Source organism: Blautia coccoides, assembly GCF_034355335.1.
Taxonomy (GTDB): domain Bacteria; phylum Bacillota; class Clostridia; order Lachnospirales; family Lachnospiraceae; genus Blautia; species Blautia producta.
Window position 1 is genome coordinate 1,814,075 of the sequence record NZ_CP136422.1, and the last position, 17,964, is coordinate 1,832,038.

The window sequence follows — 17,964 nt, forward strand, 5'->3', positions numbered from 1 at the left end:
AAATGTCAAAAAAGCGTTGACAAGAGAAAGATTACATGATAATGTTTAAATTGCTTATATGACTGACGGAAGTGGAATGAACCACAGGGAGTATAAGCGTAGGAAGCCGACCGTCTGGGCAAGTATGTTCAGAGTGTGGGCTTTTTTTGTTGTTTTATTGTAATTGCGAAGGTAGTGAACAGTTACGTTACATTTATTACGGTAAAGTTGCCGATGGATTGGCAGCTGATGATCATGGTCAAAATGAGAAGGAGAAGGAATTCATGAAAATGTTATCACTTGAAAATGAATTGAGAGAAAATGCGTACCCTGGCAGGGGAATTGTTATTGGTAAGTCTGAGGATGGAACAAAGGCAGTTACTGCATATTTTATCATGGGCAGAAGTGAGAACAGCAGGAACCGTGTGTTCGTGGAAGAGGGAGAGGGTATCCGCACCCAGGCATTTGACCCGTCTAAGCTGACTGATCCCAGTTTGATCATATATGCACCGGTGCGTGTGATCGGCAATAAGACGATCGTGACCAACGGTGACCAGACAGATACTGTCTATGAAGGAATGGAAAAGGGCATCACTTTTGAGCAGTCCCTGAGAACGCGTGAATTTGAGCCGGACGGCCCCAATTACACACCAAGGATTTCTGGTATTATGCAGGTGGAAGCCGGCATATACCATTATGCTATGTCCATTTTGAAGAGTAATAACGGCAATCCCGAGAGCTGCTGCCGTTATACATTTACTTATGAGAACCCGGCAGCCGGGGAGGGACATTTTATACACACTTATATGCATGACGGCAATCCGCTGCCAAGCTTTGAAGGAGAACCAAAGCTGGTGGGAATTCCCAATGATATTGATGCATTTGCTGAGAATGTTTGGGAGAGCCTGAATGAAGACAACAAAGTGTCTCTGTTTGTCCGTTTTATTGATATTGCAACCGGTAAGTATGAGACAAGGATCGTAAATAAAAATAAATAATTGAAAAGCATAAAGGAGAATGGGAAAATGAAAGAATTAGCGTTAAAGTACGGATGTAATCCGAACCAGAAACCTTCCAGAATCTATGTGGCTGACGGCAGCGAGCTTCCTATTGAAGTTCTGAGCGGCAAGCCGGGATATATTAATTTCCTGGATGCTTTTAATGGCTGGCAGCTTGTGAAAGAGCTGAAAAAGGCCACAGGACTTCCGGCCGCCACATCCTTTAAACATGTGTCACCGGCAGGTGCTGCAGTTGGACTTCCCATGTCAGATGTACTGAAAAAGATTTACTGGGTAGATGATATGGGTGAATTATCACCATTGGCATGTGCCTATGCCAGGGCAAGGGGCGCTGACAGAATGTCTTCTTTCGGTGATTTTATTTCCCTGTCTGATGTATGTGATAAAGATACAGCGATGCTGATCAAGAGAGAGGTTTCCGACGGTGTTATCGCTCCCGGATATACAGATGAGGCACTGGAAATCCTGAAACAGAAGAAAAACGGCAACTACAATGTGATCAAGATCGATCCGGATTATCAGCCGGCTCCGTTGGAGCATAAAGAGGTATTCGGCATCACATTTGAGCAGGGAAGACAGGAGCTTTCTATTGACGATGAACTGCTTTCCAATGTTGTGACAGAGAATAAAGAGATTCCGGCAAACGCATTGATGGATTTAAAAATTTCTCTGATCACACTGAAATATACACAGTCAAACTCAGTCTGTTTCGTAAAAGACGGACAGGCGATCGGTATCGGTGCAGGCCAGCAGTCACGTGTACACTGTACCCGTCTGGCAGGTCAGAAAGCTGACAACTGGTGGCTGAGACAGTGCCCGAAGGTACTGGATCTGCCGTTTATCGACGGTATCCGCCGCGCTGACAGAGACAATGCCATTGATGTCTACATCGGTGAGGAATATATGGATGTTCTGGCTGACGGAGCATGGGAAAAAATTTTCAAAGAGAAACCGGAAGTGTTCACACGTGAGGAAAAACGCGCATGGCTGGACAAACTGACAGATGTCACCTTAGGCTCTGATGCCTTCTTCCCGTTCTCAGACAATATCGAGCGCGCTTACAAGAGCGGCGTAAAATACATCGCAGAGCCGGGTGGTTCCGTACGCGATGATGCAGTCATTGAGTGCTGCAATAAGTACAACATGGCGATGGCATTTACAGGCATTCGTCTGTTCCATCACTAATTTATTTCGCCTCCGCTTTGGGGCAGAGATAAGACCGGGATTTCCGGTTTTATCCCTGCCTCTTTTTTTAGTCAAGGACGAATATGAGATATAAAATTCAAAGAATTTTGTAGTAAAAAGACATGAATTTCACTTGTGATATATGTGTTTCTGGCTTATAATGAAGTCACATAATGCACATTCATAAGAGGAGGAAAACAAGAGATGGAAGGCATGATGAAAGTAGCAATAATGACGGATATCCAGAAGATGGATTTTGAAGAAAGACCCATCCCGCAGCCAAAGGATGACGAGGTTTTGGTAAAGCTGGATTATGTGGGAATCTGCGGTTCTGACCTGCACTATTATGAGACGGGAGCTATCGGAGATTACGTGGTAAAACCGCCTTTTGTACTGGGCCATGAACCGGGCGGTGTTGTAGTGGAAGTGGGTAAGGATGTTAAGCATCTGCAGGTAGGAGACCGCGTGGCTCTGGAGCCGGGAAAGACCTGTGGACAGTGTGAATTCTGCAAGGAAGGCAAGTATAATCTCTGCCCGGATGTGGTGTTCTTCGCGACTCCGCCGGTTGACGGTGTGTTCCAGGAGTACGTGGCACATGAGGCAAATCTCTGCTTCAAGCTGCCGGACAATGTAAGCACTCTGGAGGGCGCTCTGATCGAGCCTCTGGCAGTTGGATTCCACGCCGCGATCCAGGGAGATGCACATTTGGGACAGAAGGCAGTTGTTATGGGCGCAGGCTGTATCGGCCTGGTTTCCATGATGGCATTAAAAGCCAGAGGTGTCAGTGAAGTTTACGTTGTGGACGTGATGGACAAACGTCTGGAAAAAGCTATGGAGCTGGGTGCCACAGGTGTTATCAACGGCATGAAAGAGGACGTGGTAGCCAAAGTAAAAGAGCTGACCGGCGGCAGAGGAACAGATCTGGTGATCGAGACTGCAGGGGCAGAAGTGACCTCCAGACAGGCAATTCTCATGGCCAGAAAAGGCTCCACCATCGTATTTGTAGGATACAGCAGAACAGGAGAGGTAACTCTGCCTATGAGCATCGCTCTTGACAAGGAACTGACATTCAAGACGGTGTTCCGTTATCGCCATATCTATCCTATGGCCATCCAGGCAGTTGCGGACGGCAAGATCAATCTGAAGGGAATCGTGACGGATGAATTCCCGCTGGATGAGGCGGATAAGGCTATGGAGTTCTCTATGAATAACAAGGCGGATATTGTGAAGGCGGTTATTAAGATCCATGAATAAACGCCGGTTTCAAGTCGACTGCTTTTAGATGGCAGCGCTGCAGAAATTTCATAACTCATAACATCTTTGTTTATATGGCTTCCTGCCTGATGAGCAAAGATGTTATGATAAAAAAGATGATCAAATGCTCGAGTAAGAGCATTTGATTGTCTTTTTTGCATTTATGGGGGAATGGTAAATTATGGTAATGATATAGGGAGCGGCCATATGGCGAAAGTAAAATTTTCTGCAGCTGCGGAGTGTTTCTATGAGAAAAGCAGGAAAACGATGAAACAAATATGAAACACATGAAACTGCGTTGACTTTTTTGAGTATGAGATTTATTGTTAAATTGACCATAAAACAGCTGATAAGTTAAAAAAATAGTTTAAATTGACTAAAAAGTGGGAGGGGACTGATAAGATGGCAGCAACAATACGAGATGTTGCGAAAAAAGCACAGGTTTCTCCGGCGACTGTTTCACGATATTTTTCAGGGAGTAATGTTGTGGGAGATGAACTTGCAAAAAAAATTGAGGAAGCAGCGCGTGAGCTTCATTATACTCCGAATACCAAGAAGAGAAGTGAGCAGGGAGTGATCATTGTTCTGGTTCCGCATTTGCGTCTGGGGTATTTCAGTGAGGTATTACGGGAAATCATAGAGCAGATGCCAAAATATAAGTATAAACTGGTAATTCTCCCAACGGTTGTCGGTGATGACGGTTACAAGTTATTTTTTAAAGAATTGTATGTAAGAGGTGTTATTTATCTGGATGAGGATATAGACCGAGATATGCTCAGATATATACAGGCAAAAAATATCAAGGTGGTAATGCTGGGTGGTGCGTCTTTTGACAGCAGATGCGAGATGGTACATATCAACGATATGTCGGCTGCGTATGAAGGTATGAAGTATCTGCTTGATCTGAACCATAAGCAAATACTCATATTATCAGATTATTCTCACAGCCTCAGCTCAGGATTTCAGAGGCTTATGGGATGTCAGCAGGCATTGGCTGAATACGGAATACAGCTTGACAGGGATGAGATGACAGAATTCGGTTACCTGACATTTGATAATGGCTATCGTTTGACAGAAAATGCGATAAAGAAAGGAAAGAAATTTACAGCTGTCTTTGCATTTAGCGATGAGACAGCCATGGGAGCAATTTCAGCACTGCATGACCATGGATACCGTGTGCCTGATGACATATCTGTACTTGGTTTTGACGGTATCAGTGTTTCGGGAAGAACGATTCCAAAGCTTTCAACCTTGTATCAGCCAATTGACAAAATGGTGGAATGGACTCTGAATACGTTCTGCAATATGAATGAAAAAGAACAGAATCAGAATATGGAGTATACATTGCCATACCAGCTGTTGAAAAGAGGCACATGTAAGAAACGGGAGGTAGATGAATGACTGGTAAAAAAGTATCGGGGAAGCAGTTGTTATGGGGAATCATAAGATTTCTATTCCTGGGATTCCTGGTTTTGATTTCATTGGGTCCTCTGCTCTGGATCGTCATATCATCATTTAAGACGAACAAAGAAATTTTGTCTTCCGCATTTTCTCTCCCGGAAAACTGGGGGCTGGGCGGCTATCGGGCTGCGCTGGAGCTGGCACCTATTTTTAAATTCTATGGGAACAGCGTCCTGATCGCGGTGAGCAGTACACTTTTGAATGTGCTCATTATTTCTATGGCGGCGTATGTTTTGTCCAGATACCGGTTCAAAGGAAATGCATTGATAACCCTGCTGCTCTCTTCGTCATTACTCATACCAACCTCTGCGCTGCTCATGCCAATATATAAAATTATGATGGGGTTGGGTCTGTATGATACGAGAAGCGGGCTGATACTGGTCTATGCAGCATTGGGACTTCCCACATCGTTGTTTATATTCAAAAGCTATTTCCAAAGCATACCCAGAGAGCTGGAGGAGGCAGCGTATATTGACGGGGCAGGATTTTATAGGACCTTTTTTACAATTATTTTTCCCCTTGCAAAGTCGGGTCTGGCGACAGGCGCCATTTTACAATTCCTTACATCCTGGAATGAATTTATGTTTGGCCTCATATTGACAAAAAGCACGAAGGTCAGGACACTGCCGTTGGCACTAAATTATTTTACTTCACAGTTTTCATTTAACTATACCGCAATGTTTGCAGCGCTCACCATGGTGATCCTCCCTAGTATTGTAATTTATATTATACTGCAGGAGCAGGTTACAGCCAGTATGGTGGCGGGTTCGATCAAAGGTTAATATAAAATTTATTATAAGGAGGAACAAGTTATGAAAATGAAAAAAGCAATTGCATTATCAGCGGCGGCAGTAACGGCAGTATCCTTAATGGCAGGCTGCGGTTCAAACGGAGACAGTGGGAAAGAGGCACCGGCCAAAGAGGAAAAAGGTACAGAGGCAGTGACAGAAATCAGTTTTCCCACATCCTGGGTGGGAGTCAGTGTAAACACGGAATGGTTTAACAACAGGATGGAAGCATTTAACGAGGAATATGGTGATAAGATTAAAGTTAATGTGGAAGAAATTGCAGGAGACCAGGCATATGTAGATAAAATGAAGGTGCTGTACTCCTCCAATGCGCTGCCGGATGCCTTTGCCACGGGAGGCTATAACCTGATCGATTCCATGAAAGACCAGCTTGTGGATCTTACCCCCTATGTGGATGAGGAATGGAAGAAACAGTCTTCCGATGTATGCTGGGATGTGAATTCCAGGGATGGTAAGATCTATGGGATACCTTATACCAGGCAGGTTATCGGATATTTTTATAACAAAGACCTGTTTCAACAGGCAGGAATTGAGAAACCGGCAGAAACCTGGGATGAATTTTTTGAACAGTGCGATAAACTGATGGCAGCGGGTATTACCCCGTTATCTATGGACACAGCAGATTCAGGCTGGGTGACATCACTTATGCTGGGAGCGATGATCGGACAGACAGAGGAAGGTGAGAAGTTTATGAATACCAATCTTCCGACAGATTATAATACTCCCGAATTTATAGATGCCGCCGGAAAAATTCAGACAATGTTCCAGAAATATACTACGCCGGATGCTGTGGGCGGGAAATATGAGAATGCTGCCAGTAATTTCTTCATGGGTGAGACAGCCATCATTGCAAACGGACCTTGGATGATAAGCGATTTTTATGATACTTCACTGGTAGAGGAAGGGTTTGCGGATAAAGTAGGTACAGCTATGTATCCCGGAAAAGTTATGTACAACAGCGGGAAGATTGGTTTTAACGTGGCATCAAAAGACGAAAAAACACTGGAGGCAACACTGGAATTTGTGAAATTCATGACCAGTGATGAGAGCCAGAGACTGATGCTGGAAATGACAGGGGATACTCCTGCTTCGGAGAATGTAAAATCCGACAATGTAAAACCACTTGTCAATGAAGTGTTGGAAAATGGCAACAAAGCGGAGCGCTGTATCAATGATTTCCAGAGCTTATGGTATGCAAATGTGGTGGATGAGATAAGTATACAGTATCCTCTTTTGGCACAGGGGCAGATCACACCGGAACAATTTGCTCAGGCATTGACAGACGCAGCAGGCAAAAACTAATATATAGCAGAATACGGCATATCGCCTCTGGCGGTATGCCGCCTCATAGGGAGGGATAACAGATGAAGGTGAATAAGTGGAAGCTGGCAAGCTTCCTTCTTCCGTGTATGCTGTTGTTTGGGCTGATCTATCTGGTGCCCATGTGCATGGTATTCGGAAGTTCATTCTTTGAATGGAAAGCAGGAGGCATTTTTAAATTTGTAGGGTTTCAGAATTATATGGACGCGCTTCATGATGCCAGGATGGGGACTGCACTGAGAAATACAGGCATTTGGGTTTTACTGCAGTCCGTGGTGCATGTGGGCCTGGGAACCGTTGTTGCGTTTATGTTATCCCGGCAGAAAAGAGGATGGAAGATACTCAGAACGATTTATATGATACCAAATGTAGTTTCGGCTGCTGCGCTTGGTGTTATATTTTTAAATGTGTTTAATGCAAAATATGGAATTATCAATTCATTTCTCACAAAAGTGACTGGCAGCGCATTTACTAAGAATTGGTTTTTTGAACCTAACTCGGCATTTATTACTGTCACATGGAGCTGGCTTTTGTATACGGGACTTGTCATCATCCTGATCTTGGCTGGGATCCTGTCCATCCCACAGGATGTGGTTGAGGCAGCGAGAATAGACGGAGCTTCTGAGATGGCGGTGAATATCAGGATACGGCTTCCGCTTATTCGGACGATCATGGGAACCAGTGTGATCCTGGCAGCTACCAGTATGCTGAGGGAATTTGAATTGATCTATCTGACGACAAATGGAGGACCGGGGGATGTGACGCTTAACCTGCCGCTATATCTATATAAAACCTCCATGACAGACAATAATTATGGTTATGCCAACATGATGGGAGTTATCCTGATCATATCAGGTGTCATGGTGGTCTATCTCATCAACCGTTTATTCCGCATGAATGAGGCGGATTATTAAAAACAGGAAAGAGGACGATAAATGAAGATAACAGTAATAGGAGGCGGAGGTGTCCGCTCTATGTTTTTGGCAAAAAGCCTGGCACAGAGTGCAGGTAAACTGGGATTCACACAGGTTTTATTTATGGATAATGATGCAGAAAAGCTGAATATCTACGGGAAGATGGCAGAGCAGGTCTCCAGGCGGATCAGACCGGAACTTGATTTTAAACTGACAACAGATCCGGTGGAGGCAGTCACCGATGCGGACTACATCATCACCACCATTCGGGTGGGCGGAGACGATATGCGTATCCGGGATGAAAAAATAGCCCTTGATCTGGGCGTTTTGGGACAGGAGACCACGGGAGCTGCCGGATTTTCCTTTGCTATGCGTTCAGTACCTGCACTGCGTACATATTGTGAATTGGCAAGAAAATACGCATCTCCTAATGTCAAAATATTCAACTTTACAAATCCGGCGGGAGTAGTATCCCAGACACTGCGGGATTTGGGATATGATTTTACCTATGGTATCTGTGACGCTCCCAGCAGCCTGCTCCATGCATTTGCTAAATTGAACCATGTAAGTCAGGATGAGGTTACCGGTGACTGCTATGGACTGAACCATCTGTCCTTTTTCAGTAATGTAAAGCTTAAAGGACAGGATATTATGCCCAGACTGCTGGAGGAAGATGAAGTATACCAAAAGACGGATATGCGTTTTTTTGAAAAAGATCTTGCAAAGCACCTGGGATGTATATTAAATGAATATTTATATTACTTCTATTATAGGGAAATGGCACTTGAGAATATCCTGAAAGCAGGTATTACGAGAGGTGAGGTTATCAGGGATGTGAACCGCGGTATGACAGAAGAACTTTCCCATATGGATATCGAACATGATTTCGATAATTGCCTCCGTGTATTTGAAAAGTGGTATGGTATGCGTGAAAATGCATATATGGCCAATGAAACGGGAATAAAGACCGGGAAACCGCCATTTTCTTTTGATATTTACGAAAAAGACAGCGGAGGATATGCCGGAGTTGCGCTAAAATACATGTATTCCGAGTTGAGCGGACAGGAGAGTGAGATGATCCTCTGTGTCCCGAACCAGGGGGCAATTCCGGGACTGAGAGATACGGATGTGGTGGAGATCACTTGCACCATCCGAGACGGAAAGTATATACCCCACAAAATTGACGAGCCGGGAGAACTGCAGATGGAACTGATCAGAAGGGTTAAAAGCTATGAGCGCTATGCGTCCCAGGCATTAAGGACAAACAGCCGTTCCAAAGCAGTTGACTGCCTGATGCTGCACCCGCTGGTGAATTCCTACTCCCTTGCACAGAAGCTGGTTTCACAATATATAGAATCAAACAAAAACTATACAGAGGAGTGGACATAGATGGATTTCGTTGGAGGAGCAGGCTTTACCAATATTGATTTACTCTATCAGGGATTGAGCCGGATGCCAGTGGCCGGTGAAGAGATATATTCCAAGAGTTTTGACATGCAGCTGGGAGGAGGCATTCCTGCTACCATGATCAATCTCCAGCGCCTGGGTATCCCTTCCAGGGTTGTAACATTCATCGGGGAGGACTGCTTTTCAGATTTCGTGAGAAAGGAGTTTGAGGCATACCATGTGGAGCTGGTAAACCTTTATAAAGGGAATAAAATGCCGGTAGTTCTTTCCTCCACAATGGTTTGGGAGCATGACAGGAGTTTTGTCTCTTACAGGGATGAGGTGGAGATCACTTCTGAGGTCCTTGACCAGATATATGAAAGCCTGAAAGGGGCGAAAGTGGTGGATATGCACGAGGGATTTTTAGATGTGTATAGAAAACTGCAGGGAGAAGGAACAATACAGGTGTTTGATACAGGGTGGAGTGATGATCTGTCTATTGATAAATACAGAGAGTATCTGCAGATTGCGGATTATTACGTTCCCAATCAGAAAGAAGCCTTAAAAATAACAGGTGAGAGTACAGTAGAAGGGGCAGCGGACCGGCTGTCGGAATTTTTCAGTGATGTTATTATTAAACTGGACCGGGATGGATGTCTTCTTAAGAATAAAGACGGTATATCTATCATTCCATCTATGAAAAATGTGGAGGCTGTAGACGCCACAGGAGCCGGCGATGCATTTTTAAGTGGTTTTATTTATGGATTATACCATGATTATCCCGTGGAGCAGTGTATCCGGTTTGGAAATGTGACAGGAGGCACATGCGTACAGGGGGTTGGATGTCTTACAAAATATGTATATGAGGAGGAGCTGCTGCAGTTTGCCAGTCAAATTCCATAGGGATCAGGATGGAAAACTTTGCAGGGGCAAGGCTTTTACAGATCAATATATGGTATTGGTGTATATTCGCCGGTTCTGTATCATTTATGATACAGAACCGGTATTTTTTTACAAAGTCACAAAACCGACAAAGGGAGTCATGAAAAAAGTAGTCCAAATGAAACAAAAATGTTATCTTGAACGTAACCATTCAGAAGCCAGATCAGCATTTGAGAGATAGAAGGAGGACGACGGAGTGAGCCAGTGGATTTGGAAATTCGGAGATTTTGAAATATATCACAGTCTCTTACTGCACAACAGGAGACAGCAGTATGGATATCCGGAGCCGGTTGTGTGGAAAATGTACACACCGGAGCCTGTAGTGCAGTTCAGAAAGACAGTGACCACAAAGGGAGGCAGCATTCGGATTCGGGCATGCGGAACTTTTTCAGTCACTGTGGCAAAAATCGGAGACAAATACAGAGGTGAAAATATCAGAAAATACGGCGGCAGAAGTGTCATTGACTTAGATCCGGGAACTGTAGAAATTACTATACGTACATCGAATAAAGAGTCCTTTCCCTGTATTTATGTGGAGGGTTTAGTAAACAGCGATGAGACCTGGACGGCAGATGATATGAGCCAGGACTGGGCACCTGTGGGGACGAATTCCATGTTCACAGAGGCGGAGAAAACGCCGGAAGTATTTCCTTTTTCCTATGAAAAGATATATTATAAAAAGAGAGAGGTACTGGAAAACGGTGTGCTCTTTGACTTTGGCAGAGAGACCTTTGCAGGAACCAGATTCTTCGGGCTGAGTGACAGAAAAGTGTATATTCAATTCGGGGAATCCAGGGAGGAGGCTCTGGACAGGGAATGGAGTGTGATACATTTTGACAGACAGCCTGTTGAGGGAAATATTTCCTTTGAACCGTATGCATTCCGCTATATTTTTGTCAGTGACAGAAATGCGGAAGTGGAGGCGGAGTATGAATACTTGCCTCTTACATACAGAGGGAGCTTTTGCTGCAGCGATGAGGTTCTGAACCGGGTATGGGACACAGCGGCATATACGTTCCATCTGAACTGCAGAGAGTTTTTTCTGGACGGCATTAAGAGGGACAGGTGGGTGTGGGCAGCGGATGCGTACCAGTGTCTGTTTGTAAACCGGTACTTGTTTCTGGATCGGGATCTGGAGAGGAGAACCCTGATTGCGCTGGGAGGGAAGACCCCGTTTAAGGTGCACATTAATACTATTATGGACTATAGTTTTTTCTGGATCATCAGTCTGTATGAGTATTACCGTACATATGGGGACCGGAAATTCATGGAGCAGATCAGGCCCCAGATGGAGTATGTAATGGATTTCTGCAGAAGCAGAACGGACAGTGACGGATTTATGCGGGAAAAGCCGGGAGACTGGATCTTCATTGACTGGGCACCCATGGATAAGACCGGGGCAGTCTGCGCAGAGCAGATCCTCTACGCAAAGGCGATGGAATGTTTTGGAAAAATCCTGCAGCTATTGGAAGGGGACGACAAAGGATATCAAAGGCTGGCGGAGGATGTGCAGAAAGCGGTTTTTGAGCGTTTTTATGACCGGCAGGACCATGTGTTTATTGACAGTTATGAGTCCGGAAAGAATATTGTGACCCGCCAGACAAATATTCTGGCATATCTTTTTCTTCCCTGTACAGAGGAACAGAAAAGGGATATTTATACCCATGTGATTCTGAATGAAAAGGTGCCGCAGATCACCACACCTTATTTCAAATTTTATGAAAATCAGGTACACTGTATGGAAGGAAATACAGATATTCTGGAGCAGTCCATCCGCACCTATTACGGAAGTATGCTGGGAACAGGGGCCACGACTCTGTATGAGGCATATGATCCAAAACAGCAGGGGGCAGAACACTATGCCATGTATGGAAATCCTTATGAGAAATCCCTATGCCATGCATGGAGTGCAAGCCCTGTCTATCTATTGGGAAATTACCGGTTGGGTGTGCAGAATACCGGTATCGGTTATGATACGTTTACAGTGTGTCCAGATCTGGGAGGGATTACATCCTTTTCGGGCAGAGTTCCTGTGGCGGGCGGCAGTGTGTCAGTGTCCATGGACAGCCGGGAAGTCAGGGTGATGTCCACGGTGCCGGGAGGCACTTTGAGGGTCTGGGGAACGGAAATTTCCCTGGAACCGGAGAGAGAAGTTATTTTGAAAAATGAGAGCGGGAAGAAAGGGAGGATTGAGAAGATATGAGACAGGAAGAGTTACAGGATTTGTTAAACAGTATGTCACTTCAGGAGAAAATTGACCAGATGCTGCAGCTTACAGGAGATTTTTATGAGGATGCGGACAGCGTCATGACAGGACCCGCAGGAGACCTGGGCGTTAACGAGGGAGATATCCGAATGGCAGGATCCATTCTGGGAACTGCAGGGGCGAAGAAACTAAAAGACATACAAAAAAATTATATGGAGACACAGCCTCATCATATTCCTATGCTTTTTATGATGGATGTGATCCATGGCATGAAAACCATATTTCCCATTCCTCTGGGACAGGGTGCAGCTTTTGAACCGGAACTGTCAAAAAGATGTGCAAGGGCTGCGGCGAAGGAGGCTGCGGTTACAGGCCTTCACGTGACATTTGCTCCCATGGCAGACTTGGTCCGTGATGCAAGGTGGGGACGTGTGATGGAAGCCACAGGTGAGGACACTTACCTGAACAGCCTTTTTGCCGAGGCTATGGTGGAAGGTTTTCAGGGGGATGATCTGAGCAGTCCGTATCAGATCGCTGCCTGTGTGAAACACTTTGCGGCGTATGGCGCAGCCCAGGCGGGAAGGGATTATAATACAGTGGAGCTTTCAGAACATACACTGAGAGAGTATTATCTCCCAGCTTACAAAGCGGGAATTGACGCGGGAGCAGCGCTAGTCATGACCTCCTTCAACACAGTAAACGGTATCCCGGCCAGTGCGAATAAATGGCTGATGCGTGATATTCTGAGAGACGAGATGGGATTCGACGGTGTGCTGATCTCAGATTTTTCTGCCATACTTGAGACGGTTGCCCATGGCTGTGCCAAAGACAGCAAAGAGGCAGCGAAAAAAGCACTGGAGGCAGGTGTGGACATTGATATGATGACAAATGTGTATGCTGCCAATCTTGAAAATCTAGTAAAAGAGGGACAGGTGTCAATCTCCCGGATCGACGAATGCGTCATGCGGATACTGGAGCTTAAAAATAAACTTGGATTATTTGAGAATCCTTATAAGGACGCTGATGAAGAGAAAGAAAAAGAAGTGATCCTGTGTAAGGAACACCGGGAACTGGCAAGGGAAGCAGCTGTGAGATCCTTTGTACTGCTGAAAAATGACGGGATACTGCCGTTGGATATGAATAAAAAAATTGCTTTTATCGGGCCTTTTACAGATGAAAAACAGATAAAGAGCAGTTGGTCTTTTACAGGGGATGATAAGGACTGTGTGACGATAAAGGAGGCAGCCGAACGCGTGTTTGACAACAGGAGGACTGTATACCTGAAAGGTTCCCCAGTTATGGGAGGGGACAGCGGACTTGTTGGATTTCAGCCGGCAGATTTCCGGGAGGACGCTACGGAAGAACTCACAGCGGAAGAACAAAAAGAGATGCTTTCTGAGGCAGTGAAGGCAGCAAAAAACGCGGACACAGTCATCATGCCTTTGGGGGAACATTACCTGCAGAGCGGAGAAGCTGCCAGCCGCGGGGAAATTACCATACCGGAGATACAGATGGAGCTTTACAGGGCTGTCCGGGCGGTGAATCCTAATATTGTTGTGGTTCTGTTCAATGGCCGCCCTCTGGATATCAGGGAGATCGCAGGGAAATCCAGAGCTGTGCTGGAAGTATGGCGTCCCGGTACAGAGGGCGGAAATGCAGTTGTGGATGTGCTGACAGGAAAAGAATATCCGTCCGGTAAGCTGCCCATGAGCTTTCCTTATTGTGTAGGGCAGGTGCCAGTACACTATAATGAGTTTTTTACGGGAAGGCCCAACAGGAAAGGTATGCAGGAGCGTTTTCGTTCCAGATATATTGACATTCCCAATGAGCCGCTTTATCCTTTTGGATATGGGTTGAGCTATACAGATTTCCATATATCTCCGGTCGTGTTGGATAAAGAGGAGATGGGCCTGCAGGATACTGTCCGGGCAGGTGTGAGAATCAAAAATACGGGGACAAGAAGAGGAACAGAGACAGTACAGCTATATATCAGAGATGTGGCGGCCAGTGTGGTGCGGCCGGTAAAGGAGCTGAAAGGATTTGAGAAAGTAACGCTGGAGCCAGGGGAGGAGCGGGAAATCGTGTTTTTCATCGATGAACCTATGCTGCGTTTCCATACCGCTAGTAACGGCTTTGCCAGTGAACCGGGGGATTTTCTGGTGTTTATCGGAACTGACAGCACAACAGAAAACCAGGCTCATTTTTGCCTCTGTAAATAAGGTCTGTATGTTATCTGAAAGTAACTGTTAAGGTATTCTGAACAGTTATTTTAGAATCGTAATTGCCATAGACACTGGCGGATGCGTCCAGCAGTGTCTATGGCTCCTTTGCATTTATATCATAAGGGGGAAGATCATGAAAAGAACACACAGAACCTTATATCTCAATAGAACTATAGTTCTGGTAATGATGATAGGTTATCTGGCGCTGCTGATACTTATGTTGTGTATGGACTGGTATCTCATTGGGGAGTACCAGCGTAAGAACAGAGAACAGGAGAAGGGCCTTCTCCATACTTATGTGGAGAGCACAGAGGCAGCCATGAACAAGGTGGACAAGCTCATCTATGACATCTATTCTTTTGACGATAATTTTGACAGGCTGAGCCGGATACAGCCGGATGTTCTGGAATATGGAGATGCCTGGGAACTAAAGGAGACCATGAACCAGAAAATGCTGATCGAGGAGAATCTGCACGGCTATTATATTTTCTACGGGGGCAGGACAAAACCCTGGTACAATGTGAACACAGAGCTGATCGCACCGGAAAAGGCTCCGGTTCTGAAAAATCTGCTCACCCAGCTTTTGAACAGGAATCTAAATACGCCGGACAGCAGGGAGAGTCAGATGAGGAGCTGGGTGACAGTGTCCGCAGAGGATGAGGTCTGTCTTGCCATCAGTTGTGAGAAGGGAAAGGTAGCTCTGTACGGGCTTCACAGTCTGGGTAATATAGAAAATGAGGTGCAGGAAAGCGCGGGAAAAAAAACGGATGTGATGATTTTAGAGGACGGTATCATTCTGAAGAACAAAGAGCTGGCTAAACAGTTGGAACTGCTGGGAAAGGTGCAGGACTCCAGAGAAGAATACACGAATCGTATCGGAAAATACCAGGTTTACGGTGAGCGGATCCGCAATACTAATCTCTGGATTTTTACAGCATATGAAACCAACCTCTGGAGTGTGATGAATGTACAGCAGCTGCTGTTGCTTATTGTCACAGTGCTGTCTGTGCTGGCTGTCTGTGTGTTGTATCGATTTACCAGGAGACAGGTGCTCACACCTATCCGCAGACTGACTGAGATTATGGATGAGATCAGAGCGGGAGAGAGTGCTGTGGTTCCGGATATGGATGCGCGGTTTTATGAAATAAGGCAGATCAATGACACCCTGTCCCAGATGGTGCAGGCTCTGGAAAAGCAGCGGGTGAGAACTGTGGAGGAGGCTGTGGAGAAGCAGAAAGCACAGATGCAATATCTCCAGCTCCAGTTAAAACCACATTTCTATCTGAATGGGCTGAAAACCCTCAATGCCTTGGTCCTGGAGAAGGAGACAGATAAGATGCAGGAGCTGATTCTGAATCTGTCAAAACACATCCGTTATCTTCTGCAGGTGGACAGGGAGACGGTAACGCTGAAAATGGAGATTGAATTTGTACAAAATTATGTAGAACTGCAGAAACATGTGACCGGGCGCCAGGTTTTTTGTGAGGTGCAGACTGTGGAGGATGCAGAGCAGTGGATGGTCCCGGTATTATGCATTCAGACATTTGTGGAGAACAGTGTGAAATATGCCAGATTCGGAAGTGTGCAGGTGCCCCTGCAGATTCAGATTACGGCAGATGTGCTTGTGACTGAGGAGGGACGTTTTCTGGATCTCAGTATTCAGGATAACGGACAGGGGTATCCTGAGGAAATTTTGGAGGAGATCAACAAAGAAACAAATACAGGCAGCCGCAGTGTGGGGATCAACAACATAAAGCGGCGCTGCCAGCTTTTATATGGGGAGAGGGCAGAGTATTATTTTACCAATCAGGACGGAGCTATGAGTGAGTTAATATTACCGGAGGAGATGCAAAACGATGAATGTATTATTAGTGGATGACCAGAAGGCCATCGTGGAGAGCCTGAAGAATGGAATTCAGTGGGGGAAATTGCCTGTGAGTCAGGTCTATACTGCGTGCAGCGCAAAGGAGGCAAAGCTGGTGCTGCGCAATTTTGAGGTGGACGTACTGGTTAGTGATATTGAAATGCCCGAGGAGAACGGTCTGTCCCTGTGTAGATGGGCAAAAGAGCAGTTCCAGGAGATAGAATGCATTTTTCTCACGTCCCATGCGGATTTTGCCTATGCGAAGGAGGCTATCGCTATGGGGGGATTTGACTATGTGCTGCAGCCTGTAAGATACGAAGAGGTGGAGGCAGTGCTCCTAAAAGCATGGGATAACATCAGCAGCAGGAAAAAACTGCGCCGCCTGGAAAATACCAGAAAGCTGGTCATAGAACAGAGAAATACTATTTTGGATGCCATGCTCTCCAAAATGACGCGGGATAAAGGGGAGGAAGCTGACCAGATATACCGGCATTATGTGGAGATGTTCCGCATGGAGTATGACAGCTGTGCTGTACATCCTGTTCTTGTACAGATTTTAAAGTGGAAAAGGCTTTCAGAAACGTGGGAGGAAAATTTGGTACGCATGACTCTCTGCAATATTGCGGAGGAACTGTTTGCGGACCAGGATGTTCGGGCAGGGATTTCCTGCCTCAGAGAGAACCGCTACTGGCTGTTTCTTGCGGCTGAGAGAGGAGCGGTTGGGGAGGAGCTGTGGCACAGGAGACTGGAAGAATTTTATGCTTTTGTCAATGAAAATATGGATTTCTCTGTGAGCGTATATCCCATTGCAGAGCTGGACGAGGACTATGCCTTTAGCCATATATTCATGCGTCTGGGCAGGCGGATCGAGGGAAATAGGGAGAAAAAGCCGGGGATCTATTGGGATGATGTGGAGGCAGCAGGACATATAGATGAGATAGATCCCATTGATACGGCAGTGAAATATATCAGAAAAAACCTCAGCAAAAATATTTCCAGAGCGGAGGTGGCAGAACTGGTACATTTAAATGAGGAGTATTTTTCCAGGCTGTTCAGACAGGAGACAGGGGATACCTTCAAAGATTTTATGATGATGGAGAAAATGAAAGCAGCCAAGAAGCTTTTGGCAGAGACCCATCTGTCAGTCAGTATTGTGGCGTCCAAGGTGGGATATGACAATTTTTCTCACTTTTCTAAAATGTTTAAAAAAATGACAGAGATGACACCCCAGGAGTACAGAAAGGACAATCAAAAGAGATAAGTCACAGAAGCGACAGGACCTATCACGAAAGTGGCAGAATTCCGGTGGGACTATGGCAGGAGTCACGCAGAACATCACAAAAGTACGAATTCCCATCATGAAAGTTACAGATAAAAACAGAGATCCCGGATAAAATAGAGAC

The 17,964-nt window shown here is 45.5% G+C and carries 13 protein-coding genes and 1 riboswitch; all 13 genes read left to right on the forward strand.

What is annotated here, in order from left to right:
- Window positions 1-48 precede the first annotated feature (48 nt).
- Window positions 49-127: riboswitch (ZMP/ZTP riboswitch) on the forward strand.
- A 136-nt stretch (window positions 128-263) separates the two neighbouring features.
- The 13 genes from BLCOC_RS07945 to BLCOC_RS08005 all read left to right on the forward strand — a co-directional run bounded on the left by BLCOC_RS07945 (window position 264) and on the right by BLCOC_RS08005 (window position 17,822).
- Entirely contained in the window at window positions 264-977 is a 714-nt protein-coding gene (locus BLCOC_RS07945; RefSeq protein ID WP_115624939.1) for an IMP cyclohydrolase, read from the forward strand.
- 27 nt (window positions 978-1,004) lie between these two features.
- Window positions 1,005-2,183 (forward strand): phosphoribosylaminoimidazolecarboxamide formyltransferase, encoded by a 1,179-nt coding sequence (locus BLCOC_RS07950; RefSeq protein WP_029469915.1) that lies wholly within the window; start codon window positions 1,005-1,007, stop codon window positions 2,181-2,183.
- A 204-nt stretch (window positions 2,184-2,387) separates the two neighbouring features.
- Window positions 2,388-3,437, forward strand: a complete 1,050-nt coding sequence (locus tag BLCOC_RS07955) for an NAD(P)-dependent alcohol dehydrogenase (protein WP_029469914.1) — start codon at window positions 2,388-2,390, stop codon at window positions 3,435-3,437.
- Window positions 3,438-3,839: 402 nt separating this feature from the next.
- The gene (locus BLCOC_RS07960) at window positions 3,840-4,838 is read left to right on the forward strand and encodes a LacI family DNA-binding transcriptional regulator (protein WP_115624940.1); all 999 of its coding nucleotides are present in this window, start codon (window positions 3,840-3,842) and stop codon (window positions 4,836-4,838) included.
- Window positions 4,835-5,680 (forward strand): carbohydrate ABC transporter permease, encoded by an 846-nt coding sequence (locus BLCOC_RS07965; RefSeq protein WP_029469912.1) that lies wholly within the window; start codon window positions 4,835-4,837, stop codon window positions 5,678-5,680. The genes BLCOC_RS07960 and BLCOC_RS07965 overlap by 4 nt, the downstream gene beginning before the upstream one ends.
- Window positions 5,681-5,710: 30 nt before the next feature.
- Window positions 5,711-7,009, forward strand: coding sequence for an ABC transporter substrate-binding protein (locus BLCOC_RS07970; protein ID WP_115624941.1), 1,299 nt, complete (start codon window positions 5,711-5,713; stop codon window positions 7,007-7,009).
- Between the two features lie 62 nt (window positions 7,010-7,071).
- Window positions 7,072-7,941, forward strand: coding sequence for a carbohydrate ABC transporter permease (locus BLCOC_RS07975; protein WP_029469910.1), 870 nt, complete (start codon window positions 7,072-7,074; stop codon window positions 7,939-7,941).
- Window positions 7,942-7,962: 21 nt separating this feature from the next.
- The gene (locus tag BLCOC_RS07980; RefSeq protein ID WP_115624942.1) at window positions 7,963-9,330 is read left to right on the forward strand and encodes a family 4 glycosyl hydrolase; all 1,368 of its coding nucleotides are present in this window, start codon (window positions 7,963-7,965) and stop codon (window positions 9,328-9,330) included.
- The gene (locus tag BLCOC_RS07985) at window positions 9,331-10,230 is read left to right on the forward strand and encodes a carbohydrate kinase family protein (RefSeq protein ID WP_029469908.1); all 900 of its coding nucleotides are present in this window, start codon (window positions 9,331-9,333) and stop codon (window positions 10,228-10,230) included.
- A 235-nt stretch (window positions 10,231-10,465) separates the two neighbouring features.
- The gene (locus BLCOC_RS07990; RefSeq protein ID WP_115624943.1) at window positions 10,466-12,472 is read left to right on the forward strand and encodes an alpha-L-rhamnosidase-related protein; all 2,007 of its coding nucleotides are present in this window, start codon (window positions 10,466-10,468) and stop codon (window positions 12,470-12,472) included.
- Window positions 12,469-14,694, forward strand: coding sequence for a beta-glucosidase BglX (bglX, locus tag BLCOC_RS07995; RefSeq protein WP_115624944.1), 2,226 nt, complete (start codon window positions 12,469-12,471; stop codon window positions 14,692-14,694). Before BLCOC_RS07990 ends, bglX begins: the two co-directional genes overlap by 4 nt.
- A 136-nt stretch (window positions 14,695-14,830) precedes the next feature.
- Window positions 14,831-16,576: a sensor histidine kinase gene (locus tag BLCOC_RS08000; RefSeq protein ID WP_115624945.1), complete on the forward strand. Its 1,746-nt coding sequence runs from the start codon at window positions 14,831-14,833 to the stop codon at window positions 16,574-16,576.
- Window positions 16,554-17,822: a response regulator transcription factor gene (locus BLCOC_RS08005; RefSeq protein ID WP_029469903.1), complete on the forward strand. Its 1,269-nt coding sequence runs from the start codon at window positions 16,554-16,556 to the stop codon at window positions 17,820-17,822. The genes BLCOC_RS08000 and BLCOC_RS08005 overlap by 23 nt, the downstream gene beginning before the upstream one ends.
- Window positions 17,823-17,964 lie beyond the last annotated feature (142 nt).

Excerpts from the sequence above, each read along its gene's own strand:
- BLCOC_RS07970 (WP_115624941.1), top strand. The coding sequence starts at position 5,711 with ATGAAAATGAAAAAAGCAATTGCATTATCAGCGGCGGCAGTAACGGCA.
- BLCOC_RS07955 (WP_029469914.1), top strand. The coding sequence starts at position 2,388 with ATGGAAGGCATGATGAAAGTAGCAATAATGACGGATATCCAGAAGATG.
- BLCOC_RS08005 (WP_029469903.1), top strand. The coding sequence starts at position 16,554 with ATGAATGTATTATTAGTGGATGACCAGAAGGCCATCGTGGAGAGCCTG.
- BLCOC_RS07960 (WP_115624940.1), top strand. The coding sequence starts at position 3,840 with ATGGCAGCAACAATACGAGATGTTGCGAAAAAAGCACAGGTTTCTCCG.
- BLCOC_RS07950 (WP_029469915.1), top strand. The coding sequence starts at position 1,005 with ATGAAAGAATTAGCGTTAAAGTACGGATGTAATCCGAACCAGAAACCT.
- BLCOC_RS07980 (WP_115624942.1), top strand. The coding sequence starts at position 7,963 with ATGAAGATAACAGTAATAGGAGGCGGAGGTGTCCGCTCTATGTTTTTG.
- BLCOC_RS07985 (WP_029469908.1), top strand. The coding sequence starts at position 9,331 with ATGGATTTCGTTGGAGGAGCAGGCTTTACCAATATTGATTTACTCTAT.
- BLCOC_RS07945 (WP_115624939.1), top strand. The coding sequence starts at position 264 with ATGAAAATGTTATCACTTGAAAATGAATTGAGAGAAAATGCGTACCCT.
- BLCOC_RS07965 (WP_029469912.1), top strand. The coding sequence starts at position 4,835 with ATGACTGGTAAAAAAGTATCGGGGAAGCAGTTGTTATGGGGAATCATA.
- bglX (WP_115624944.1), top strand. The coding sequence starts at position 12,469 with ATGAGACAGGAAGAGTTACAGGATTTGTTAAACAGTATGTCACTTCAG.
- BLCOC_RS07975 (WP_029469910.1), top strand. The coding sequence starts at position 7,072 with ATGAAGGTGAATAAGTGGAAGCTGGCAAGCTTCCTTCTTCCGTGTATG.
- BLCOC_RS08000 (WP_115624945.1), top strand. The coding sequence starts at position 14,831 with ATGAAAAGAACACACAGAACCTTATATCTCAATAGAACTATAGTTCTG.